Annotated in this window: 24 protein-coding genes and 1 pseudogene; 22 read left to right on the top strand and 3 right to left on the bottom strand. The window is 25.7% G+C overall.

Annotated features, from left to right (window positions below):
• A partial coding sequence (locus tag F795_RS06680; protein WP_040538429.1) for an IS3 family transposase occupies positions 1 to 305 on the top strand: 305 nt, incomplete at its 5' end.
• Between the two features lie 390 nt (positions 306 to 695).
• On the opposite strand, the gene F795_RS0102395 is transcribed toward F795_RS06680, so the two are convergent.
• The 3 genes from F795_RS0102395 to F795_RS0102385 all read right to left on the bottom strand — a co-directional run bounded on the left by F795_RS0102395 (position 696) and on the right by F795_RS0102385 (position 1,621).
• Positions 696 to 980, bottom strand: a complete 285-nt coding sequence (locus F795_RS0102395) for a hypothetical protein (protein ID WP_156830733.1) — start codon at positions 978 to 980, stop codon at positions 696 to 698.
• A 160-nt stretch (positions 981 to 1,140) separates the two neighbouring features.
• Positions 1,141 to 1,413, bottom strand: a complete 273-nt coding sequence (locus F795_RS0102390) for a hypothetical protein (protein WP_022936134.1) — start codon at positions 1,411 to 1,413, stop codon at positions 1,141 to 1,143.
• Positions 1,414 to 1,420: 7 nt separating this feature from the next.
• Complete coding sequence (locus F795_RS0102385; RefSeq protein WP_022936133.1) at positions 1,421 to 1,621, bottom strand: hypothetical protein; 201 nt, start codon at positions 1,619 to 1,621, stop codon at positions 1,421 to 1,423.
• A 227-nt stretch (positions 1,622 to 1,848) separates the two neighbouring features.
• On the opposite strand from F795_RS0102385, the gene F795_RS0102380 reads away from it, so the two are divergent.
• From F795_RS0102380 to yihA, 21 genes and pseudogenes are all read left to right on the top strand, one after another.
• Positions 1,849 to 2,847 carry a nicotinate phosphoribosyltransferase gene (locus tag F795_RS0102380; RefSeq protein ID WP_022936132.1) on the top strand — a complete coding sequence of 333 codons (999 nt, stop codon included), beginning with the start codon at positions 1,849 to 1,851 and terminating at the stop codon, positions 2,845 to 2,847.
• A 2-nt stretch (positions 2,848 to 2,849) separates the two neighbouring features.
• Positions 2,850 to 4,907, top strand: a complete 2,058-nt coding sequence (locus F795_RS06675) for a hypothetical protein (RefSeq protein WP_022936131.1) — start codon at positions 2,850 to 2,852, stop codon at positions 4,905 to 4,907.
• Positions 4,908 to 4,929: 22 nt separating this feature from the next.
• Entirely contained in the window at positions 4,930 to 5,568 is a 639-nt protein-coding gene (locus F795_RS0102370; RefSeq protein ID WP_022936130.1) for a hypothetical protein, read from the top strand.
• Between the two features lie 101 nt (positions 5,569 to 5,669).
• The gene (locus F795_RS0102365) at positions 5,670 to 5,846 is read left to right on the top strand and encodes a hypothetical protein (RefSeq protein WP_156830732.1); all 177 of its coding nucleotides are present in this window, start codon (positions 5,670 to 5,672) and stop codon (positions 5,844 to 5,846) included.
• 148 nt (positions 5,847 to 5,994) lie between these two features.
• Complete coding sequence (locus tag F795_RS0102360) at positions 5,995 to 8,160, top strand: MnuA family membrane nuclease (RefSeq protein ID WP_022936128.1); 2,166 nt, start codon at positions 5,995 to 5,997, stop codon at positions 8,158 to 8,160.
• A gap of 165 nt (positions 8,161 to 8,325) precedes the next feature.
• Positions 8,326 to 8,781, top strand: a complete 456-nt coding sequence (locus tag F795_RS06670; protein WP_022936127.1) for a hypothetical protein — start codon at positions 8,326 to 8,328, stop codon at positions 8,779 to 8,781.
• Positions 8,782 to 8,852: 71 nt separating this feature from the next.
• Positions 8,853 to 12,668 (top strand): discoidin domain-containing protein, encoded by a 3,816-nt coding sequence (locus tag F795_RS0102350; protein WP_022936126.1) that lies wholly within the window; start codon positions 8,853 to 8,855, stop codon positions 12,666 to 12,668.
• Positions 12,669 to 12,725: 57 nt separating this feature from the next.
• Positions 12,726 to 13,094 (top strand): hypothetical protein, encoded by a 369-nt coding sequence (locus F795_RS06665; protein ID WP_022936125.1) that lies wholly within the window; start codon positions 12,726 to 12,728, stop codon positions 13,092 to 13,094.
• A 155-nt stretch (positions 13,095 to 13,249) separates the two neighbouring features.
• Entirely contained in the window at positions 13,250 to 13,720 is a 471-nt protein-coding gene (locus F795_RS0102340; protein WP_022936124.1) for a hypothetical protein, read from the top strand.
• 75 nt (positions 13,721 to 13,795) lie between these two features.
• Positions 13,796 to 14,218, top strand: coding sequence for a hypothetical protein (locus F795_RS0102335; RefSeq protein WP_022936123.1), 423 nt, complete (start codon positions 13,796 to 13,798; stop codon positions 14,216 to 14,218).
• Between the two features lie 179 nt (positions 14,219 to 14,397).
• Positions 14,398 to 14,628, top strand: a complete 231-nt coding sequence (locus F795_RS0102330) for a hypothetical protein (RefSeq protein WP_022936122.1) — start codon at positions 14,398 to 14,400, stop codon at positions 14,626 to 14,628.
• Positions 14,629 to 14,799: 171 nt separating this feature from the next.
• On the top strand, positions 14,800 to 15,180 hold the full coding sequence (locus tag F795_RS0102325) for a hypothetical protein (protein ID WP_022936121.1): 381 nt from the start codon (positions 14,800 to 14,802) through the stop codon (positions 15,178 to 15,180).
• A gap of 88 nt (positions 15,181 to 15,268) precedes the next feature.
• Positions 15,269 to 18,010 carry a cation-translocating P-type ATPase gene (locus F795_RS06660; RefSeq protein WP_022936120.1) on the top strand — a complete coding sequence of 914 codons (2,742 nt, stop codon included), beginning with the start codon at positions 15,269 to 15,271 and terminating at the stop codon, positions 18,008 to 18,010.
• Between the two features lie 138 nt (positions 18,011 to 18,148).
• Complete coding sequence (locus F795_RS03525; protein ID WP_022936119.1) at positions 18,149 to 19,114, top strand: endonuclease; 966 nt, start codon at positions 18,149 to 18,151, stop codon at positions 19,112 to 19,114.
• A 165-nt stretch (positions 19,115 to 19,279) separates the two neighbouring features.
• Entirely contained in the window at positions 19,280 to 20,548 is a 1,269-nt protein-coding gene (locus F795_RS06655; protein ID WP_022936118.1) for a type 2 periplasmic-binding domain-containing protein, read from the top strand.
• Between the two features lie 20 nt (positions 20,549 to 20,568).
• Positions 20,569 to 21,477 (top strand): phosphonate ABC transporter ATP-binding protein, encoded by a 909-nt coding sequence (gene phnC / locus F795_RS03520; protein WP_022936117.1) that lies wholly within the window; start codon positions 20,569 to 20,571, stop codon positions 21,475 to 21,477.
• Entirely contained in the window at positions 21,477 to 23,702 is a 2,226-nt protein-coding gene (locus tag F795_RS06650) for a PhnE/PtxC family ABC transporter permease (protein WP_022936116.1), read from the top strand. The genes phnC and F795_RS06650 overlap by 1 nt, the downstream gene beginning before the upstream one ends.
• 224 nt (positions 23,703 to 23,926) lie before the next feature.
• Positions 23,927 to 24,445: a 30S ribosomal protein S6 gene (gene rpsF / locus F795_RS0102290; RefSeq protein WP_022936114.1), complete on the top strand. Its 519-nt coding sequence runs from the start codon at positions 23,927 to 23,929 to the stop codon at positions 24,443 to 24,445.
• A gap of 34 nt (positions 24,446 to 24,479) precedes the next feature.
• A complete protein-coding gene (locus F795_RS0102285; protein ID WP_022936113.1) occupies positions 24,480 to 24,938 on the top strand; it encodes a single-stranded DNA-binding protein in 459 nt (152 codons plus the stop codon).
• Between the two features lie 8 nt (positions 24,939 to 24,946).
• Positions 24,947 to 25,198: pseudogene (rpsR, locus tag F795_RS05230) on the top strand (30S ribosomal protein S18); the annotation flags it as partial.
• 327 nt (positions 25,199 to 25,525) lie between these two features.
• Positions 25,526 to 26,080, top strand: coding sequence for a ribosome biogenesis GTP-binding protein YihA/YsxC (gene yihA / locus F795_RS0102275; RefSeq protein ID WP_022936111.1), 555 nt, complete (start codon positions 25,526 to 25,528; stop codon positions 26,078 to 26,080).
• Positions 26,081 to 26,083: the final 3 nt, after the last annotated feature.

Here is a 26,083-nt window from a genome sequence, read left to right as displayed (position 1 = left end):
TATTGTTGCATTCTGATCAAGGATGACAATATACTCATGAAGAGTATATAAATTATTTGAAGGAGAAACAAACAATTCAAAGCATGTCAAGAAAAGGAAATTGTTTAGACAATAGTCCCACTGAATGTTTATTTAGTGTTATAAAAAGAGAATTTTGATTTGAAGAAGAAAATAGATTTAAAAGTTTTAAAGAATTTAAAACTGCTTTAGAAAAATATATTTCATATTATAATAATGACAGAATTGTTAATAAATTAAAAGGGCTTAGTCCTGTTCAATACAGGAATAAGTCCAAACACAATTAAAAAGTCCAATATTTGGGGTTCATACCAGTTTTGAACTTTTTAAAAAATTAAAAAGCTAGATTAACTAGTGTATTAATAATGTCATATCTTTATTAATTATCATCGTCCAAATATTTAAAAATTAATACTATTATTTTCTGATATCAATATGTAAATTGAACATAATATTTTAATTTTAAACCCATTTTTATTATCAACAAAAATAATAAAAAGAGGATATTAAATAACAGTCATTACAAACAAACCAATTAATATATTTGATTCTTGCCTTCTTAAAACGTACATATTTGTTTATTATTCTATTAATTAGAATAAGTGTTTTTTGTCAAAAAATACCAAAATTACTAAAAATGCAAAACTATTAATGTTTGCAAATTTATAACTAACAAATTAATTAATTTTATTTTGGGCTTTATATTTTTTAATATCCTTAGTGTGAAACGATTTAAGCATTGCAACATCACTTTTTAATTCAATAATGTCTTTTTTAATTTCAGCTATATCTTTTTCTATTTTTTCAAATCTCGGATTAATTTCACTCATTATTTCTTCTTTTAATTTTTTGCCAAATTTATCTGCAAAAGTTGGAAGTATATCATTTTCCATTATGTACTTAAAACTTGAAAGAATTTTAATACTAAATTTTTCTTCATCAAAAGGTTTCTTTGTTGACATATCTTCTTTAAAATTCCTTTCATTGCATAAAGCACACATGTAAAAAGTTTTCTTTAAACGCACATATTTTTTATCATTTTTTTAATTAGAATAAGCGTTTTTTGTCAAAAAATACTAAAAGTGTAAAACTATTAATGTTTGCAAATTTATAATTAACAAATTAATTAATTTTATTTTGTGCTTTATATTTTTCAATATCCTTAATGTGAAACGATTTAAGCATTGCAACATCACTTTTTAATTCAATAATGTCTTTTTTAATTTCAGCTATATCTTTTTCTATTCTTTCGAATCTCGGATTAATTTCACTCATTATTTCTTCTTTTAATTTTTTACCAAATTCTGGCAATATATCTTCAACTAGCAAAGTTTTAAAACTTGAAAGAATTTTAATAGTAAATTTTTCTTCATCAAAAGGTTTCTTTGTTGACATATCTTCTTTAAAATTCCTTTCATTGCATAAAGCACACATGTAAAAAGTTTTCTTTATCTTTTTCAAATACTAATTCTTTGTATTCAATGTCTTTAAATTGTGAAATAACTAAAAGAAATTCTTTTTTGGTGAGCTTTCTTTCTTTTATTATATCACCGAGATTTTTGTTTGGTTTCTTTTTGTGATTTTTATTTTCTTCTGAATTCATTTTTCTCTCCTGCAAATAATTTTGATACTAATTAGGAAAAATATTTTAACTTTGAGACTTTTAAAATTGCCTTCTTATATATAAATATATAAGAAGAAAAAAATAAAAGTCTCAATATTTTGTAAACTATTTTATAGTTGTATTAAATTGCTATAAATTACAATATTATTAATAATATTATTTTTAGAGTAAAATATTATATGCAAATTATTTAAAAAAGGAACAGTATGGATTTAAAAGATAAAACATCAATCTATTTTCATAAAACTGCCAAAATTGCTGAGATATATAAAACCAAAGATATAGTAACTTTACAATTCTTCCAAAGACATAATAATGTAAAACTATGTGGTATTAATGAAGTTTTGCAATTATTGAAAGATAATACAGATATATCAAAATATACTATTAGATACTTACCTGAAGGTTCAATTATAAACAATCGTGATGTTGTTTTAGAATTAGTAGGGCCTTATTATGAATTTGGGATTTGAGAAGGAATTATTGATGGTATTTTAGCACGTCAAACTTCAATAGCAACTAATGCATATCGTATAGTTCAAGTTGCTAATGGCAAAAACATTGTAAGTATGGCAGATAGAGCTGATCATTACCAAAATCAACATTCTGATGCTTATGCATTAGAAGTTGGTGGAATTAAAAATCACTCAACTTTATTTGCTTCTAATTATGATTTAAGTAGAACATATGGTTCAATGCCGCATGCTTTAATTCAAATGTTTGATGGAGATATTGTTAAAGCTTGTAAAGCATATCACAAGACTTTTCCAAATGATAAGTTATATGCAGTAGTTGATTTTCATAATGATGTTATTGCTGATTCATTATTGTGTTTGAAAGAATTTGGCAAGACCTTACAAGGCGTAAGGATTGATACTTCTAAATCAATGATTGACAAAATGTTTAAAGAAGGCGAAGCTGAATTTGGAGTTACACCTTTACAAGTTAAAAACTTACGTGAAGCCCTCGACAAAAATGGTGGTAAGCATGTTAAGATTGTAGTTTCTTCAGGTTTTGATGAAGTTAAAATTAAACAATTTGAAGATGAAAAAGCGCCTGTAGATACTTATGGGGTAGGAGCCGCTTTATTAAGAATTAGAATTCATTTTAGTGCTGATGCTACAAAATTAAATGGAAAACTAATTGCTAAAGCCGGAAGACATTATTTAAATAGTCCAGATTTATTAGAATATAAAGGAGAATAAAAATGAATACACAGACTAAAAGAAAGGTTTCATTAGCATTTGGAATTTTATTTATTATTTTATTTGCAGCATTAAGTGCAGTTTTAGTGCTTACAATGCTTGATCAAATGTATGATAAATTCACATCTAAGCTAGTAACAAAAATATTTAAACAAAATGCAGCTTGATTTGTAGCTAACAAAAAATACTTTTTGTTAGCAGCAATAGCTTCATCAGCATTTTTACTTTACAGTCTTATTGCAACATCAAATATTGATAAATATTACAAAGCAAAAGACAAATCAGCAGAAGCAGTTAAAAAAGCTAAAAAATTAATTACAGCTTCATTAGTGTTCTTTTCACTAATTTCAATTTTACTATCAGCATTTTACGTTTTCTTATATGTAATATATAAAATGAAAAAAGCAGATTTAATTAACAAACTTTTAACGCCATTATCAAAAACTAAATATGATTTAGCATGATTTAATGCTATGAATGAAAAATGATACTACATTGCAATGGGTATTGCTTTAGGTTCATTAGCATTATTAATAATAATTACATTAGCATCTTTATTAAGAAAGTTAAGTCCTAAAAAATTAGAAGTAGTAAAAACAAAAACTATATTTGATAGTTCAGCTACAACAACTACTAATACTTCAAACCAAGTAGTAACTACATCAGAAACTAAAGAAGAAAAACCTTCTTTGCCAAATTCTGAAAATAAAGAAGAAAATGCTACAACTAAAGAAGAAGGTATTAAATTAGTTTGAACACCTTATACCAAGGAAAATGCAAGTCAATTTAATGTTGAACCTACTTCAAGTATTTATAAAGAAGAAACTAAAACTGAAGTAAAAGAAGAAGTTAAAGAAAAAGAACCTGAAAACTCAGAAAAAAAAATTTCAAATCAAGAAGAAGAGACAAAAAACACAGTAACTTGCGTTAATGAAGTAAAACCTGTTGAAAATAAAACAACAACAACACAAGTACAAGTTCCGCTTGAAAATACAGAATCATTTGTATTGAGAAATCCAAATATGCAACAAACCATTGATTTTCCAACACCACAAAAACAAGAAAATCAAATTTTAATCTATCCTAATCCTAAACCTTTAGAACAAACTTTATACCAACCTTTATATTCTCAAACTAATTCAAATTTACAAATTTCTCAAGTACAGCCTAAGAATTTTGTATCTCCTTCATTTATTGCTCCACAAAATAATATTTATCCTCAACCATCATATACTATTTATGGACAAAATAGCACTAGTGTTATTATGCAACCTAAATATAATATTCCTGATCCAATAATTAATATAGTAGAAGATGCTAATTCAAAAAGATTTGGTAACCCTCAAATTGCTTCTCAAGATACATTAAATAAATTTAATGTATTATATAGAGATATAATTGAGTATAAATCTAAATTATCTGATGAAAAATTTAGAAATGTTGTTGAATACTTAAATCAATCAATTAATTATTTTTATCCTAAACCAAATGAAAACTTAACCGAAGAGTTATTAGTATTTAAAATTAATTCACTAACTTTAAATCTTAAACGTGCTAGATTATTAGCAATTTTATTTGACATGAAGTTTTATGGTTTAAGTATTGTGAATAATTTAAGTTATAAACAATATGGAGAAAATTTAATTAATTATGTATCAAATAAGTTTAGTCAATTTATTTATCTAGTAAATTATCAAAATGTTTTATATGAAATAAATGATGCGTTAGCAACATATTTAATTAATAAAATTAGCAAAAATATTATAGAAATTAATTCATATTTACCTTTATATCAAGAATCTCAATTTACTTATGATGTAAGAAATTTAATTAATCAAGCTAGAAATGCTATTAGTCAAAACAAAAAAGAAGAAATGAAAGCATTGTGTGATCTTATGGATAATTTGTTAGTTAATATGCAAACTCAAACTCAACAATTGAATTCATCAAACCAAATATTGAATACAAATACTAACTCAAACATAAATTTTAATCCACTTTATAGTAATAAGTTTTATGGTGGAAGCAATTCTAACGATGGATTTGAACCTACATTTTAAGTAGCAAGTAAAGAAATAAATTATGAGCAAACATTCAAAATTTAAAGCAATCATACAAAATATTATAAGCATTTTAGTAGTGTTTTCATTTTTTGCAATTGGGCTTGTTTTATATTTATATGCAGCAAATGTAATTCCAAACAACAACAAAAAAGGTGGAATTATTACAGCTTATGTATTTGGTTCAATCTTTGAAATTCTATTTATTTTAATAATTACAAAGATTATTACTATTCTAAAATCAGAAAATAATTACAAGAAAAATGCTATTGATTTAGATAAATTATTTGCAGAAACTAAGCTAACTAAAGAACAAAAAATACTTGAAGATCAATTTTTAAATGCCCCTAAAGAAGATAAAGAGTCAAGAAATATCTATTATTCTTATTTACAAATCTATGTTAGAAAAACATATAGAAGACCTACTTTTAATTTAGTGGATATAAACCTAAAACATCAAATTGAAGCCTTTATAATTGAAATAAAGCAATCATACGGCCTCTTTGATGTTTACCTTGCAATTGATTTTACAAAATCATTACTTAAAAAGTTTATTTTACGTGGTGAATATAAACACTACAAAATTTACTTTGACACCATTAAAAAACTTCTTGTATACACAAATGACTTCGTTAAAAAAGAGCTAGAATTTTCTAGCTAATTATTAATAAATTAAAAAATAAAAAAATAGAAACGGAGTATTTAAAAAATATGAAAACAGCAACTAAAGTTTTTTTGATTATCTCACTTATCATGAGATTTATGTTTATTGTACCATTGATAATTGATATCATTGCATTGAGAAAATTGGAAAAAGAAACCAACCCAAAAAACTTAGTAGTTATAGGTGTATTGGTTTTAATTTTTAGTAGTTTGATTGCAGGTATATTAATGTTACTTATGAAACCTTCTGACTTAGAAGAAAACAGACAAAAATAGAAAGCTTACTTATTAATTTTTCTAAATGCTAATTTCTTATTTAGAGATTAGCATTTTTTTATTTACTCAAAAACAAAAAAGCAAAAAATATCTTGTTATAATTAATTCATAAAATTTTTAGTTAAAAAAATAAGTAAAAGTGAGAAATATGAAAAGTAAATTTAAAAAATCGTACTTGCTAGGACTAGTACCTGTATTATTTGGAACTGCTCTTTTTAGTTCATCTTGTTTTGAAAATTCAAGTACTGAAGAACCAGTAAATTTTCCTAATGAAAGTAATGTATCAGTTACTTTTAATGATGAAAATATTAATATTGAAGATATACAAAATGAAGATTGTAAATTTATTTTTCTTGATTTAATTAACAAATTTAAATATGAAATAATAATGCAAAAAATAGTTAGCAAAGATTTTGATAATTATTCTATGGTTTTAAGTTGAAGACTAAAAGATAAAAAAACAGGGCAGGTATCCAAAACTTTTCAAAAATCTTTTCCTTATGGAAGAATCAATAAAGTTGCTAAAGAATGTGAACTTAAAATTGACGAATCTAAGTTTACAAACTTATATGCTTCTAATATCGAAAAATCAGATATTCTTTCTTTAAATTTAGATAATAATTATGCTCTTGAAATTGAAGAAATAGAAGCAGATGATACTAATGGTACTTTAAAAATTATTTATCATATTATTGACAAAACCACAAATCGTATTTCTTCATCTTACTTAAAAGAATTTAGTAATTTTAAAGTTAATATTGATAAATTAGCTAAGCGTGTTAAATTTACTTTAAAAAGTAATATATCTAAAATAGACACTAAACCAAGTGAAATTCAAAAAGATTATATAGTCCCTTTTGATTTTGATAAAGAAGTATATGATATTGACATTTACAATTTAGTTCCCGATGATAATAGTGGAACTTTAACTTTTAATTATGTTCTTACTAATAAAAATAATTCATTAATTAAATCAAATGAATTCACAGGACAAATTAAGCACCTTAAAACCTCGCAAGGAAGTAAATTAAGTGAATTAGCTGAAATTCTTAAGTTGATTCAATTTAAATTAAAAAACAAAGTAGCTAAAACTATTTTTGCTTCAAGTGTTACAGCTGAAGATTTAAAAGCAGATAACTATAATTACATTGATTACGATTACAAAATCATTAATTTAGTAGCAGACAATAATACTGGAATATTAAAAATTGATTTTAAATTAACTCATGCTAGAACTAATGAATCTATGGAAAGTACATATACTATTTCTGGTTTTAAAAGTAAAAATAGTTCTAATCCTAGTGTAAGTTCTAAAGTTAGATTAAAGTTAGCACATTGAAATGTATGCAATTTTGGTGCAGCAGCTTTACCTAATGGTTCAAATCGCAAGAAAAAAGGTGAAGCTATTGCTTCAGTTATTTATAAGCAAGGTATTGATATTTGTGGTTTGACAGAATTAGATTCTTCTGATGTGGCTCCTGCTTTAGTTAAAATGCTTAATGAAATTGAAACTAAAGAAAAAACCGGTAATGTTTGAAATTATGTTACTGGAGATTATTCAAGATCTATGGGAATGTCTATTAGCCAAGCAGCGCACGGTGATTCTAATGCCGATTATTTATATAAATCAAATTTAGTTAGACCTGTAGTTACTAAAGGCAAAGAAGGTTTATTTTATGATAGTACAAACTTTGAAAATAAATTTGGTGGAAATAGAAATGAATATACTAGAACTCCATTTTGTGTTAAATTTGAATTATTAAATAATGTAATTAGCAATAAAGATTTTGTATTTGGTATATCACACTTTGATGGACCAGGTGTTAAAAGTGGAGAAGTTAGTGCTAAAGTTGGTGGTGGCGTAGGAAGCTTTGAAGCAAACGAAGCTTATAATATACCTAATGTTTTTAAATGAATGGAAAAAACATTTAATGATAATGACTTTGTTTTTCAAGGAGACACTAATATTCCTAATGGAAAATGATCAAGCGTGTTTAGTCCAAAAAATGGAGAACAATCACTTTTAGCTGATAATGATGAAAATGCAAGTTCATTGAAAAAAACTCAATTTGAATATGCACAACCATATGACAAAATAGTTTTAAAATCTTCGCTTCATTATTCAAATGCAGGAATATATAAACTTTGAGACTTTGTCAAAGATAATACATATTATTGAGAAAAAATCAATAACTATAATGATTGATTTAATTACTGTTCAAATTATGGCGATGTGCCTGCAAGCAATGGAGCAGTATATGGTTATATTTCCGATCACTGTCCTATTTTCTTTGATTTACATTTTGGAAATTAGCAAAATTTGGCAAGCAAAAGCTTGCTTTTTTAATTTGTTTAATTGCTATTTACATTTTTTAACTTTTTTGTCATATATATATATATATATATAATTTATATTGATAAGGAATATTAATTAAAAACTAAATGATTTATTTTTTTATAAAAAGGAGAAAAATAAATAATGCAAAAAAATAAAGAATATCCTAGTAAAGGAATTTTAATAGCCGGATTAGTTATTGGCATACTTTGTAATATATTTTTCATTATAGCAATTCTTTTGTTTAAAAAGGTAGCTAATGACTATTCATCAACAAATTCAACAAATTTAAATGGTTTTGAACATTTTGCTCGCAATAGCGGTTATATGTTAAAAAATATGGGTTTAGCTATATTTGCTATTATATTAGTTATTGTACAGTTAGGTTTTTATATTAAAATTGCAATTGAAGCAGAAGGTGTAGATAAGATGTGATTTATATTTGGTTTACTTGTACCATTAATTGCAATTATAGGAATTATTTATTGTCTAGTAAAAGTTGCACAGCAAGATCTTAGAGTTTGAGAATCAGCGGGCGCTAATAATGATAGTACAAATAACAAGCCAGAAAATACTCCAACTCTTCCACCTCAATATTAATTTAAATTTAGAAATATCAATGCCTAATTTATAATGAAAAATTAGGCATTTTTTGTTATAATATTGCGGCAATGAAAAAACTAATTAAAAACTTTTTAATTTTAGGTCTTACAGCTTTTCCTGCAACGATTGTAATGTCAACTAAAATTAATGACAAGCTTATACAAAGAGACATTTTTGAAGATGTAACTAAAAATAAAAATACTGAAGAGAAGAATTATGCTTCAAACTTTCCTGAAAATGAAATTATTTATCAAGCAAGCCATAATGGAGCATATTTTAGAGATAAACAATATAGGGGTGGAATTCTATCTTTAAAAATTGATAATAAAACCGAAACTTTTAGTAAAGGTATTGGGGTACATGCAGGATGTACTATAACTTTTGATTTAAGAAAACATAGCTATGATAAATTTTCAACATATTATGGTATGGACCCAAGTCAAAATGGTTCAACAGGAGCAAAAATTTCTTTTTATACATCTAACTCAGATGATGTTAATCATGCAACTTGAGATGTACTTGAAGAAGATCCACAAGAATATTTTTATACAACTAATGCAAGAAAAGTTAGTCTAAATGTTCAAAACAAAAAATTTTTAAGAATTACTATTAATTCTTTACCAGGAAAATCTAACTCTTATAACCATATAAACTTTGCTCAGGCAATGTTTCATAAAAATTCAGTTAGTTTTTCTTCGCTTGATGAATTAAAAACTAAATATTCTTTTATAAAAGATGCTAATTTTTATGCTACTTCATTAATTAATGTTCAAAATGCTGTAGATTATTCAGCAATACACGCAAATAATTTATACAAGAAAATGTTTATTGAAAATATTGGGCTAAAGAATTTGTTAGATTTAATTGATTCTAATAGTGCTTATTTAGAAGCTGCCCAATGATTATTTAATGATAATGAAGCAATGGAATTGTTAATGACCGGAGGAAATCTAGACAATAATGATAATAACATTGGCTGAATGAGAGTTTTTGAAAACTTAGCTAACTTATTTTTCCATTATAAAACAGACTTAAGTAATAATACACTTGATCCAGATACAAATGTACGTTTAGGGCTTATATACAAAAAAATGCTAATTTCTTTAGCTCTTACTCATATCAATGACACACCAAATTATGGTTTTAGAGATTTTTGAGGTTCACCTAATTCATTTTCTGATAAATATTATCGTTATGAAACTTTTAAAACATTAAGATTAGAAAACGATGAACAAGACCAAAAAGAATATTTAGCAGAATTGAAAGCTATTCCTGAAGCTCAAAGAAAAGATTGACAAAAAGCGCATATAAGAAGACTTGAAGAGCAAATTGCTGCTAATGCTTGACATTGAAAAATAAATAAAGCGGTTTTTGATAATCTTCCAGTTGAATATATGAGATGAGTATTTAACGGATTTTATTCCGATAGTGAAATAAAATGATTTAACTATTTTGCTAGAAGAAAACATGGTTTTAATGGACAAATTTCAATTGGTGGCTATGATTTTATGCCTTATACTCAAGCTGATGCACACACAAAGTTTTACAAAGAGTTTAATTTATTTACACCAACAGATCCAAAGGCTATTGCTAAATTTGCCGAAATGGATGCTAAATATAAATTAACAAAATTTGGTATACCTAATGATGGAAAGTATAGATTTTGAGCAGCTGTTGAAGTTGGTCAAGTTTGTGGTGGAATTTCTAAGCATGGTGTAAGTATGTTAGCAAGCACTGGACATCCTGCAACTGTTATTGGGCAACCTGGACATGGTGCTTATTTAAACTATTCATTTAATAATTGAAATAATGATACAAATGGTAAAAAAGCAATTTGAAGAATTGACAACAATGTTGGCGGCTGAATGGTAGCTGAAAAAGGTGAAAGAATGCCACTAAATTGAGTTAGAAAAAATATAAACGGGAATAATGTTAACTATGTAACCTTATCTGCTAGAGCTACTGAAAATATCGACTCATATATAAAATCACAATTTTGAGTTGAATTAATTAATAGAGGAATTGTTGAAGATTCAAATCTTAATAAAAAAGAAATAGTTCTAGAAAATGCCTTGCAACTTAATAAATATAATTACAATGCCTGAACTAAATTAGTTGATGTTTATAAAGCTTCAACTACTAAAAGTGTTGAAAATAAAAAACAATTAGCTAAACGCATTTTAGAAGATTTAAGAAATTTCCCATTTGTTTATAATGATTTAATTAAAAAATTATTAAATGGCGAAACTGACTCATCATTAAAATTTGATGTAAATGTTGAATTAAAGAAAACATTGGAACTTGATCGTTCAGCACAAAATCATGATACATTTTATCATGCGCACATAACTAGAGAACAAGCAAGCGGACTTTTAAATGAAGATAGATCTCAGCTAGCAGCATTCTCATTCAGTGGACCTAATGCTAATAAAATTATGATTAATGAAATGTATAAGAATAGTAGCAATACCTATAGATATAGTCTAGATGGTGGGAATAGTTTTACACAAACTCAAGACAGTGAAATTTTGCTTAACGAAAAAGAAATCCAAAAAGTATGTACTGTTTGTGGAATTATTGTTGGGATAATGGGAAGTAGTCAAAACTTTAAGGTTGTTATTAATAAGCAAATACTATCACAAGATGATTATTTTGCAAACAATGATGAAGGAAAGCTTTCAGGCAACAAAGAACACTTAGTTTGATCATATGATAAAAAAAATTGAACTAGATTTAGTGATGATGATTTAAGAGTTACTAAAGAAACAAACATTTTTATTAAAAAAGAATCTTATGACAACAATGCTGAATCTGATATTTTAGAATATACATTAAATAAAATTGCTGATGCTAATTACCCAGAAGATATTTATTTAACTTCAGATAATTACACAGGTAAAGCTTCAAACGATGAAACTAAAGCTAAAAATTTAAGTATGAAACATTTATTTGATGGCGATTATACAACTCCATGACATACAAATTATAATGATGCTAATAATGACAAATATATTATTTGAAACTTTAAAAAACCAATTGATATTAGTAAACTTGAATATATTCCTTATAAAATAGAACACATTATTTTAGAAGGAAAAATTTATGCAAGTAATGAAGAAACAGAAGAAGCAACTGAATGAAAAGAAGTTGGTTCATTTAATTGAGATAATAATTTAGGTTTTAAATATTTTTATTTTGATAAAAATGAAACAAGACATTTAAAATTAACAATAACTAGAACTTCAAATGGAAATAGTCGTCATGCTTCTGCTAGAGGATTTAACATTTGAACTAGAAATCTTAATAACAATAGAGTACTTAGCGAAAAAATTAAAATCTCTACTAATTCAGAAGAAATTGTAAAAGAAAATAATTCAATTAATAATGCTTTAAATGATTTAAATACTATTTGACATACAAAATGAGATAAGTCAATTACTGATCCTTATGTTTTATTTGAATTAGATTCAATTAAAAAGATAACAAAAATTAAATATATACCACGTCAAGATGTAACTTCAGGATATATTACTAAAGTTAAAGTTTTTGTTTCAAATGATGGAATTAATTTTAAAGAAATTGAAAAGGAAATTACTTGAGAAAATAATAAAAGTGCTAAAGAAATTGTATTTGATACACCAATTGAAGCTAAGTTCATTAAATTAGCTAATCTAGAAACTAATGACGGACATGCTGCTGCAAAGAAATTTGAAATATTTGAAAAATTAGAAACACCTAATTCATCAAATTTAAATGCTCAAGATAATAAAAAGTTAATTATGCTTACAATTGGCGGAGTAATTGCTTTAGTAGTATTTACATTAGTTATTGCTTTATGAGTTGTTTTTGCAAACAAGAAAAAAGCATTAAAAGCTAAGAAATAAGCCTCGGCTTATTTTTTTAAATTAATAATATATAATTTATTATATAAGGAGAAAAAAATGAATAACAATAAAAATAATTCAATTAAAAAAATATCTGTAGCCGGTCTTTCGATTAGCATATTGCTTTTATTATTTTTTGTTGTATTTGGGTATGTCTATTGTATGTGCTTTGCTTGATATACTTCAAATATATTTGACCCTTCTCTTGAACTAATATTTGCAATAATTCCTTTTTATTTTAGTCTTGTATTTTTAATTATTTTGTCGTTTGCACAATTTGTACTTCTTATTATAGCGGCCATCAAAGTAACTACAACAAGTCATAGAATATTATTGATACTTGGAATATTTATTTTTATTTTGGGTTTAATTGGTTTTGCGTTAGTATATAACACTGCTAAAAAGGATTTGCCTTTAAACAATTAATATTAAAAAAGAACTATCAAAATTTAAAAGCAAAGAGACCTACTACTAAAAATTAGATATTAATAGCATATTAAAAAGCATCGCATTATTTTTATTTTAAACATTACATATTTATTAATTTATAATTATATTAGTATCAAATCAAAGGAGATAATATGGACACACAAAAGAAACAAATAAAAGGATTAGCAACAACTGGAATAGTACTTACTGCTATTTCTATGTATTTTTCAATACGTTTACTATTTATACTAATTAATTCGGTTTGATCTTTAGTTGAAGTTAAAAATAGTGGTGGATTGACTGACGATGAATTTATCACGGAAATTTTAAAATTAATTAGTCAAAATGCATTTCGTCTAACAATTCTTAGCCTTGTAGCTATTGCTAGTTTTGTAATTATTATTTTATTAGCAGTTAAAACAACAAATTCAACTAATAAAATATTATACATTGTGGGAATTTTTGTGAATCTATGTGCTTTTATTGCATGTATTTTAGAATTAGTTAATCTTAATAAAAAAAATATAAATCAAAGCCCAAACAGTCAACAAATACCAAACAATTATCCAACTAATTCAAGTTCAAATGATTCTAATCCACAAAACCCTCATGATTACAAATAATTAAAGTGTTGACACTTTTTTATTTCTTTTATATATTTATCGTATAATTTATTTACTTAATAAGGAAAGGAAAACATGGACAATCAAAGGAAATTAACGAAAAATTTATCGATAGTAGGTTTAATTCTTCAAGTTTTAAGTTTTTTTGCAGGCATAATGGTTTTATGAATATTTATTAGACAAATTTTAGCCAGTTCTAACAGTATGACCTCTGAAGAAGCATATGATAAACTTATTGAATTTTTTTCAAGATATTTATTTTTTGTGCTAATAATTGGCGCTATGGGTATTGCTAGTTTTGTAATTTTAATTATTCTTGCAGTTAAAACAACTAGCATCGTAAATAGAATATTATTTATTATAGGGATATTTATTGGGCTATGTGCTTTTATAGGATACATTCTTGAATTAAGTAGAAAATCTAATGTTTCTTCAAATCAAGGAAATCCACAAAGCCCTAATAATTCAAACAACACAACTAATATGCCTACATATTAGTAATATATTTAAGAAAGCCAAGCGGCTTTTTTATTTTAAGTAAATTATAAATTTATTAATTTATTAAAGAGATAATATGGACAAACAAAAGAAGCAAATAAAAGGATTAGCGATACTTACTGTTCTTTATACTAATTAATTCGGTTTGAGCTTTAGTCGAAGTTAAAAATAGTGGTGGATTGACTGACGATGAATTTATCACGGAAATTTTAAAATTAATTAGTCAAAATGCATTTCGTCTAACAATTCTTAGCCTTGTAGCTATTGCTAGTTTTGTAATTATTATTTTATTAGCAGTTAAAACAACAAATTCAACTAATAAAATATTATACATTGTGGGAATTTTTGTGAATCTATGTGCTTTTATTGCATGTATTTTAGAATTAGTTAATATTAATAAAAAAATATAAATCAAAGTTCAAGCAATCAACAAATGCCAAACAATTATCCAACTATTTCAAGTTCAAATGATTCTAATCCACAAAACCCTCATGATTACAAATAATTAAAGTGTTTTGACACTTTTTATTTCTTCTATATATTTATTGTATAATTTATTTACTTGATAAGAAAAGGAAAATATGGACAATCAAAGAAAATTAACAAAAAAATTATCGACAGAAGGTTTAATTCTTCATGTTTTAACTTTTATTGCAAGTGTAATTTATTTATGCATATTTATTTTAACAGGTTATAACAGTATGTTATATTCTATGCCAATAATTATTGGTATGGGTATTGGTGAATTTATAATTTTAATTATTCTTGCAGTTAAAACAACTAGCACCACAAATAGAATATTATTTATTATAGGGATATTTATTGGGCTATGTGCTTTTATAGGATTCATTCTTGAATTAAGAATAAGTAGAAAATCTAACGTTTCTTCAAATCAAGAAAATCCACAAAGCCCTAATAATTCAAACAACACAACAAATACTCCTACTATGCCACAATATTAGAAAATAGGAAAGCCAAACGGCTTTTTTATTTTAAGTAAATTATAAATTTATTAATTTATAATTATATTAATTTATTAAGGAGAATAAAATGGACACATTAAATAATAATTTATTAAATACAAATACAACTTCCGGGCTTAATGATGAGGAAGTTAGTTTAAGACAAAAACAATTTGGTAAAAATAAATTTGAAGATAAAAAGAAGAAAAACCCATTTTTAGTATATTTATCTCAATTTAAAGATGTGCTTGTAATTATTTTATTATGTGCAACATTTTTTTCTTTTGCAATGGCTATTGTACAAGGAGTGCATTCTAAATGAAATTGAAGTACTGAGTTAATTGTTTCATTTGTTGAGCCTGCCATTATTTTGTTTGTTCTTTTGACAAACTCCTTAATAGGTGCTATTCAAGAAATTAAAAGTGAAAAAGCCACTGATAGTTTAAAAAAGCTTAATCCATTAAATGCTAAAGTTATTAGAAATGGTAATTTAGTTACTATAAATTCAGAAGAGCTTACTATTGGCGATATTGTATTTTTAGAAGCTGGCGATATTGTTCCGGCAGATGGAACTTTAATTTCTTCAACTAACTTATTTGTTATTGAAAGTTCTTTAACTGGCGAAAGTCTACCCGTTGAAAAAGATTTTAAATTTAAGGCTAATAAAGATTTATCTTTAGCCGAAAGAAAAAATGAATTATTTTCCTCAACTATTGTAGCAAGCGGAAATGCTACAATGATTGTAACTAAAATTGCTAAAGATACAGAACTTGGAAAAATAGTTAATTTAGTCAATGAGACAAAAGAAAAACTTACTCCATTGCAAATAAAAATTACCAAGTTAGGTAAGATCTTTGGTTTTATTGGTATTGGTTTATTTGTAATAAGTGCATTAATGCAAATAATTTTCCATGCTATTTCCAAAGCTAGTTTTGCTAACACTGCATTTTGGTCAACAGTTATTATTAATGGTATATCTTTAGCGGTTGCTGCTATTCCTGAAGGTTTAATTGCTTTTACTTCTATTATTCTTGCAATTGGTATTCAAAGAATGGTAAAGCAAAAAGCTATCGTTAAAGATTTAATGACCATTGAAACTCTTGGTTCTTGTTCAATTATTTGTTCTGATAAAACTGGAACTTTAACCCAAAATAAAATGACAGTTGTTGACTCTTATTCATTTAATAAAAGTGATACTAAAGCAAAATTAATAGAGTATGCAACTTTATGTTCAGATGCTAATTTATTTTATGAAAATGGAATTAAAAAAGAAACAGGAGACCCTACTGAACTTGCATTTCTTTATGCCTTAGAAGAACTATCTGAATTTAAAACTAAAAAAGAACTAGATGCAAAGTATCCAAGAATTATTGAATTTCCTTTTGATAGTGATAGAAAGTTAATGACTTCTATTAATAAAATTAATAATAAAGAAATTATTATTGTAAAAGGAGCTCCTGATATTTTATTAACAAAATGTAGTAATTTAACTAAAAAAGAAAAAGAACTAATTACTTTAAAAAATAATGAGTTTTCAGAAAAAGCATATCGTGTTATTGCAATTGCTTCAAAAGAAAATATTGAAAAAGATCACACAAAATTAAAAGTCAAAGATGTAGAAAACAATTTAAACTTTGTTGGTTTAATTGCTTTAATAGATCCGCCACGTGAAAATTCTAGACAAGCTATTTTAGAATGTAAACATGCGCACATTAAAACCATTATGATTACAGGAGATAATTTAGTTACAGCTAAGGCAATAGCAAAAGACTTAGGAATTTTTAATGATGGAGATATTGCTTTAAGAGGTGAAGACTTAGACAAGTTAAGCGATGAAGAATTAATTAACAATATTGAAAAATATTCTGTTTATGCAAGAGTTAAACCTGAAGACAAGTTAAGAATTGTTAATGCTTGACAAGCAAAGAATCATGTTGTAGCAATGACTGGCGATGGCGTTAATGATTCCCCAGCTTTAAAAACCGCAGACATAGGGTGTGCGATGGGGGTTGTTGGAACTGAAGCTTCTAAAGAAGCGGCGGACATGATTTTAGCTGACGATAACTTTTCTACAATAGTAAAAGCTGTTAATAATGGACGTTCAATTTATGCAAAAATTAAAACAGTTATTTTAAATTTATTAATTACTTCGGTTGCAGAAATTGTTTTAATTTTCTTAGGAATGTTTATTTTCAAATTTATTTTTAAAAATCAAATTGATGCAGAAATTGCAAAAAATCCTAATTTTAGTTTTCATATTTTAGGGGCAACTCAGCTACTTTGAATCAATTTATTCACACATGGTTTTCCTGCAATTGCATTAGGCTTGCAAGAACCTCGAGAAAATTTCATGAATCAAAAACCAACTCCAAAAAATGAATCTATCTTTGCAAAAGGTATGGGAATAAATGCACTTTGAAAAGGTATTCTAGTAGGTTTAATTTCAATGGTCGGTTATTACTTAGGTGCTATTTATGCCTTAAACCATGCTAAGAGCGAACATTTTGTAGAATATGGATCAACTATAGCCTTTTTAGTTCTAGGCATTTTAGCAACTTTTAATGCAATTAATTTAATGGATAAAAAATTATTTATTTTATGTAATCCTATCTTTTATTGAAAGGTTTATGTCTCAGTTTTATTCTCTTTAGGATGCTTATTTATTGTTTCATTTATTAAAAATATAGCTCCAGCATTTAAAGTTACACAAGATTTAACAAGTACAAAAGAACTTCTAATTTATTCACTTTGCTTGCCTTTAATAGTAATTCCAATTTATGCAACACAAAAAATAATTAACTTAATTAAAGAAAAAAGAGCACAAAAATAAGTAAAAAATCAAGTCTAAAAGCACTTGATTTTTTGTTTAAGCTTATTGTAAGAATTATTTTTAAGTGCTGTATATGGTATAATTTATATGCACAAAAATTATATTTTGTAGATAAATATTTAAGAAAGAAAAGATAATATGAGACATAAAAAAATAAATTATGCTTTTAACTTATTTGCTTTTTTAATGCCCATTAGTTTAATGGCTATTTCAGCAAAGTGCAAAAATGAAAAAGTGCCTAGTGTACATGACAATACCAAACCTGAAATAAAAAAGAAAATTAAATATAATAATTCTATTAATTATTATGCTTCTTTAGAAGGAAAAAAAGGCAAAGAATTATATGATGCAATTTTGGATTTGCAATCAAAATATAAAAAAGGAATAGGCAGTTATAGCGACTTATATAAAATATATAAGACCGCTTTTATTGATAAATATTTTGAAAAAGATGAAACTATACTTGATGTTTATTCTGAAAATCCTGATGGTAAAGACCCTTATGAATTTAAAGATGATGAATATGATGGTCAAGGCGGAAAACCAAGATTAGGTGCTAATAAAAATGCAGAAGGATATATGTATAATAGAGAACATGTTATTCCTCAATCTTGATTTAACAAAATAACACCGACTAGACATGATCCACATTTTATTTGGCCTACAGATAAAAAGGTGAATGAATGACGTGGTAATTTACCTCACTTTAAAGTTTTAAATGCTTCTAAAACTTCGAAAAACGGAACTAAAATAAATAGTTCATATTGTGAACCAATTGATTATTTCAAAGGTGATTTTGCTAGAGCATATTTTTATTTCCAAGGAACTCATAGAAATGGTTATGAAACAGACAATGCAAAAAAAGTTTTTGGAAATAAAGGGATTTTCCCTTATTTTAACAAAGAATTTCTAGATTGTTATTTAGAATGATCAACTAAAGATCCGGTTGATATTATTGAAGTAGATAGAAATAATGAAATAGCAAAACAATGCCAAGGATTAAGAAATCCTTTTATTGATTATCCAAATCTTACTAAATTAATTTTTGATACAGAAAATACTGAAACATTCCATAATTTAGGTGTTTTAGAATATTCAAAATAATACTAAATTCTAATTTTTTAAACAACAAAATTTCAAATTTTATATTTTGTTGTTTTTAATTTTAAATAAAACAAGTTTTTTTGAAATATTAAAAAATTTTTATCTAAAATTATGCATATATGACTTTTTTAAGCATATATAAAAAAAATAAAATAAGGAAGAAAAATGAAATCAAACAAAAGTAAGTTTATATGACCTACATTTTTAGCTGTATCTTTATCAGCTACATTCGGAGCAACTTTAATAAGTTGTACTCATGAAGACCCAGTTGGAATTAAAGCTGCTTCTTATGCAGATGCATTAGGAAAAGTAGCTACTGGTGATGCTACCGTTGCTGGGGGTTGATTTGACTCTAGATTCTATGCAGGAAAAGAAGCAGAAAATATTGCTGTTATTGGAGTTTCAAATTCAATTTCAAATGACGGTATTCAAGCAAATAAGAATATCAAAAAAGGCGATGTTACTGCAATTCAAAAACTTTTTATAGATACTATAAAACAAGCTAAAGATGATGCTAAGGCTAAAAAAGAAAGTAACTTGACTTACAAAGCAAAAGACAAGATCAAAGATATATTTGCTATATATAACCATGATGGTTATTCAAAAGTAGCAGAAGATGCTGAAATAGTTTATGACATTAATGGTTCAAAACAAAAAGCATATTCTAATAAATTAGTTGATGGAAGTGATTACTTTGATATTACTTCAGAAAATAAAGTAGTTATGAAAGCAGGAGCTAAACCATTTAGAATAATTGTTATCCCTTCATCAGATCCTAAATTAATAGCTGAAGCTGCTGAAAAATTGCAAAAGTATTTCCATGAACAAGGATTAACTAATATTGAAGTTTCAGTTGGTACAGATTACAACACCGCTGCACAAAGCTTAGCTTCAAATGCTTATCAACTAGGATTTTTCCCAGTTAAAACTTGACAAGAATATACAGATGGTTCAAGCTTTATCTTACAAGCCGGCAGAGATGTTCAAATTGTTGACCCATATGAAAGCAAAGAAAAAAGTTATGCGCCTAAGTTTAATGATGAAAAACTTTTAATTGAAGCTGCAAACCACTATAAAGAATTTAATAATTCATCATTATATATTAATAGTGACCCTACAAAAAACCCTAATGCAGTAGTTGAAGGATATTCAGCAGAATTAAAAGCAGCAATTGATAAAATTGCTAAAGACAATACTGAATTACCAAAAGTTGGATATTATCGTGCTTATATTTTTGCAAGAAAAGATTCAGAACTTTACAAAATTGTAAACGATGCATTAAAAGCACAAGGAAGCAATTGAGTGCTTGAATGAAAAGATGTTAAAAAACACGTTAAATATGTTTATACATCAACAACTTCAGCATCTTCATTCCAATATCCAGAAGCTTGATTTAAAAAACACTTTAAAGGTTTTGAATCATTTTTAAAATAAAAAATTAATATAGAATAACAATGAAAACAGAAACATTAGAAAAAGAAAACAAAACTTTAGATAGTAATATTGATAATTCTAATTGAAATATTACTTGAGATAAAGTATCAAAAACTTATCCTAATGGTACTAGAGGACTTACTAACGTAAGTCTTTCTATTAAACAGGGAGAGTTTGTTGCAATAATTGGTTTATCTGGTGCTGGTAAAACTACATTATTGAAAACTGTCAATAAAATAAATACTATTAGTTCTGGTAATTTAACTGTTGGACCTTATTTAGTAAATAATTTAAAAGGTAAAAAGTTAAGAAAGTTCAGAACTAAAATTGGTATCGTTTTTCAAAACTACAATCTTATCGAAAACTTACCAGTTATGCAAAATGTTTTAGCTGCTAGATTAGCACAAATGAATAAATTTAGAGCATTCTTTCATTTATACAAAAAAGAAGATATTGATATAGCTTATAGATCTTTAGCTATGGTTAATATTTTAGAAAATGCTTATGATTTAGCTAAAGATTTAAGTGGTGGACAAATGCAACGTGTTGCTTTAGCACGTACTTTAGCACAACAACCAAAAATAATTTTGGCTGACGAACCTGTTGGAGCGCTTGACCCTATTATGGCTAAAACTGTCATGGATGGATTTTTAGCGGCTAACAAATTTGACAATATAACGATTTTAGCTAATTTACACCATGTTGATTTAGCCCTTCAATATGCCGATAGAATTATTGGTATTAAAAAAGGACAAGTTATATTTGATGATACATGAGATAAAATAAATCTTGAAAAGCTAAAAGAAATATATGGCGAAAAGTTAGAACAATTTGATGAACAACAATTTAAAGAAAACAAACGTAAAAGAAAAATAATTCAAGATGAAATTATGAATAAACAAGGCATTTTGAAAGTTGTGGATAAATAATGTTAGATACTTCTAATATTAATGACAAAGTCAAAAAGTTAGCCATTAAACAAAATTTATTTTTTGATAAATTAGTTAATTATTTTAATCCCAAATTTATTGATATAAATAACCAAAAAGTTGTTAAAAAATTCCCTTGATTAAAAATATTCGGTTGACTTTTATTTTCAATTATTGTAGTTTTAATATTTGTTTTAATTAAACCAGACTTTCAAAACTTTAAGCATTTTCAAAATAGTTTAAAACACTTTTTTGAATATAAGACAATTCAAATAGGGGGTGCTACTTTTAGCCCTGCTGAAACTTTTCAAAGAAGTTTAAAGTATTTATGAACTACAATTTCATATTCTATCTTAGGAACTTTACTAGGTATTTTAATTTCAGTTCCTTTGGCATTATTGTCCTCTAAAAACTTTATTAAAAACAAATTTATTTATATGCCCTTTAGAATAATAATGTCTATTTTTAGATCAGTTCCTCCTATAGTATTTGCTTTTATGTTTTACTTTGTTTTGTCAAAAAGTTTAGCTGCAACAATTACTATTGCATTCTTTATTGCTTCTCTTATGACTAAATGATTATATGAGGATTTAGATACATATGATTTTAGTACCTATAATGCTATTCAAGCATTTGGCAATAATAAAATCATTGCATTTAATAATTCTATCTTGCCATATTTAATTAAAAGAATAGTTTCATATGGATTATATTCATTTGAAATGGTTGTAAGATTTGCAGCTATTCTTTCAGTTGTCGGCATTGAAACTATTGGTACTCTTTTAACAGATCAATATGCTACAACTAATAACTTTTCTCATTTGTCAATAGCACTTTGAACTTTAATAGCCTTTATGACTTTATTAGAAGTATTTAATTTTGTAATTAAAAAATATTTTTTGGAATACACGCCAAAGCATCCAACAATAGATGAAAAACTTCCATTGAATAAACAAATTGAAAGTCTTAAAAAACAAAGGCCAAAAATTTATATTTGAAAAATTGTATTTTGAATAGCATTGATTGCGCTGGTAATAGTCACCATAGCAACTCAAATAGAATGGAAAATTGCTAATAAAGTTAAATTAAATTTTTTCAAAAATGGTATGAAAAAATTATTTAGCCCTGATTGGAATTTATTTTTAATGCCATTAAAGAATTCTAAAACAAACCCAATAACTACTGGTTTTCAAGCATTTTTTGTTGCTCTAGCTTCTTCAGTAGTTGGAATAGTATTTGCTTTAATAATTGGTATTATGGCTGCTAGAAATGTTAATAAATATGCTTGCTATCCTTTTAAAATGTTAATTATAATCTTAAGAGCAATTCCTCCATTTACATTTGTGGCTTTATTTTTATTAATGCAAAAAGACTCAATTATTTTTGCTTCAGTTTTAGCACTTGGTATACATTCCATAGGAATGTTGGGAAAACTAATTATGGAATCAGTTGAAAAAATACCAAGAAAAGTATTTGAATCACTTGATGCTTTAGGAGCTTCATGATTCCAAAAAATTAGATATGGAGTTATTAGAAGTATATTTCCTCAAGTTGTTTCAAACTTCTTATATAGAATAGAAATTAATTTCAAAAGTACCGTTGTCTTAGGGTTTGTTGGAGCAAGTTCATTTGGATTTCAAATTCAAATTTATTCAACTGATCCAAATAACTGAGATAAGTTAGCTTCATATTTATTATTTACAATTGTTATCCTTTTAATATTAGAACAAATTTCAAACTTAATACGTTCAAAACTAATGACGGGATACTTTTTTAAAGAAGATGTTTGATTTAAGAAAATAGCTAAGCGTAAATTGTTTATTAAAACTTTAGCTATTTGTAAAACAAACAATGAAAAGTTTAATTATGATTTTAAGTTTGCAAAATATATATTAGCAAAACACAAATACGAAAAACTAGCTTTATTAAATTATTATTTATCAAATAACAAATTGCTTCCCAATTTTGAAGAATATAATCAACTTTATGTAAATAAGGAACTATATTTAAAAACCTTAAAATTTGAAATCAAAAATATAAAAAATGAAATAAATTGAAAAAAACTTAAACAAGAAGTTTTAACTGAAATTAAAGATTCAATAAATAAATCATTTAAACCATATCAATTTATAGCAAAAACAAAATTTATTCATAAGTGCATTGAAGAAAAATACGAAGAATATTTTAATAGTAATGCAAATAAACAATTTTCTTTTGTTTCTTAATTAATGACCTCACATATGATGTGAGGTTTTTAATATTTGATAATTAGATATAAAAAAACTTTATTATTAGATAAAAGAGATTAAACATAAGAATATAAAAAAACCTTATTTTTTTTAATTTTTAAAATTAAATCAAAATAATGTAAAATAATAAATGTTAAAAAATGTTTTAACAAGGAAAAGACTCCTTAGCCTATAAGGCTCAAATGTCCAAAAGGAGATAAATGTCAAATTACGAAATTATGATTCTAACAAAATTAGAATCTTCAGAAGACAAGCTTAAAGAAATTATCTTAACTTCTTTAAAATTAAAAGATGCTAAATTAGTTAAATTAGAAAGAAACGAATTAGCATATCCTATCAAAAAACAAACTCGTGTAAATTATTATTTACTTAATGTTAAAGCTGACAATTCATTAATTGCTGAACTTGTTAGAAAATTAAACATCAATAAAAGTGTTTTAAGATATTTAATTATTAACTTAGACACTGAAAAAAATATGAAACCTAAGAAATTCCAAAAGTTTCATAAGTTTAATAATAGAAATCAAAATTCAAACAGAGCTCATTTTGATAATAAAGAACACGCTACAAATGATGGTGTTAAAAAACCATTTGTTAAAAAAGAAAATGGTGAAGCAAAAACAAATGTAGAAGCTGGCGAAAAGAAAATCGTTAAAAGAGTAGTTAAAAAAGAAGAAAAAGTTGAAACTAAAAAAATAACAGTTAAAAAAGATAAATAGTTTATTAATTTAATAAACTAGTGAAAGGAAAAATATGAATAAAGTATTATTAATAGGTCGTTTAACTTCTGCTCCAACAATAGGGGGTGCAGGAAATGGTTCATATGCAAGATTTACACTTGCTATTGATAGACCATATACTGATGCAAACAATCAAAGAATAACAGATTTTATTCCTTGTGTAGCATTTAGAGGTAGCGCAGATTATATTTCTAAATATTATGAAAAAGGTTTATTGGTTTCTGTTGAAGGTTCATTGCAATCAAGTAGAATGACTAATAAAGATGGCGAAGCTATTACAACTTATTCAGTTATAGTTGATAGAACTTCTCCACTTGAATCTAAAGCAGCAGCTCAATTAAGAAGAAATTCAAATTCACAAGAATTTAATATTCCTAACACTGGCGAAATTAAAACTAATAATTCAAAAAAATCTAATTCTAATAATGATGAAACTAATAATTCATTTAATGATTTAGAATGAGAAGAATAGGAAAAATTATGGTTCAACAAAAACAATTTTCAGGTTCAACTAAAAAACTATTTCAACGTAAACGTCCATGTACATTTTGTTTAAGCAAAGCTCCTACAAATTATATTGATTATAAAGACGAATCTCAATATATTCGTTTAATTAATATGCAAGGCAAAATTATGTCTTCAAGAATTACAGGTACTTGTGCTAAACACCAAAGAGCAGTTTCATTAGCAATCAAAAGAGCAAGATATGTAGGAATTATTCCTTTCTCTGGACCAATTCCTGCTTCAATTATTGAAAAATTTAAAAAAGTTTATAATAAAGACGAAAAAAGAGAAGGATATAAAAACTTCAATAAAGATAGAGAAGAAAATAAATCTTTCGAATCTAACAAAGAAGTAAAAGAAGAAAAAGTTGCAGAAGAAAAAGTTGAAGCTAAAAAAGTAGCTACTAAACCATCAACTAAAAAAACTACTGCTACTAAAGAAGTTAAAGAAACTAAAAAAGCTTCTTCTACAAAAGAAAAATAATTTATAATATAAAGATATTACTATTATGTAATATCTTTTTTATTACATATATAAATAAAGGAATAAATTAAAATGTGAAAATTTATTAAAGGAGCAACTAGCCAAGATAGTTGACTTAATCACGATAAAGAAGAATATGTATTTTGGGGAAGATCTAATGTAGGTAAATCTTCATTCATTAATTATTTAGCTTCTTCGAAAGTTGCAAATACTTCTTCAACGCCTGGAAGAACAAAAGTAATTAACTACTTTTTAACAAACAATGAAAAAGTTATTGTGGATTTACCCGGGTATGGTTTTGCAAATATGTCAAAAAAAGATCAAGATAAAATTAACGGTATTATTGATGTTTATTTTAGACAAAACCCAAATCAAAAAAATATTTTTCTTTTAATTGATTGTAAAGTTGGATTTAGTGCAATTGATTTGGAAATGATTCAATATTTAATCGAAATGGGATACGAAGTAAATTATGTATTTACTAAATATGATAAAGCCAATCAATCACAAAAATATAATATTGAAAAACAAGTTAAAGAGTTATGACCTAATGCTAAATATTTTTTTATTTCTTCAACTAAAAATAAAGGTGGTAAAGAATTTAAAGAAGCATTTGATATTTTGTAATTA

The organism is Metamycoplasma orale ATCC 23714, from assembly GCF_000420105.1.
GTDB classification, from domain to species: Bacteria; Bacillota_I; Bacilli_A; order Mycoplasmatales; family Metamycoplasmataceae; genus Metamycoplasma; species Metamycoplasma orale.
The sequence above is the reverse complement of the archived record's forward strand: the minus strand, read 5'-3'. Positions and strand labels throughout refer to the sequence as shown.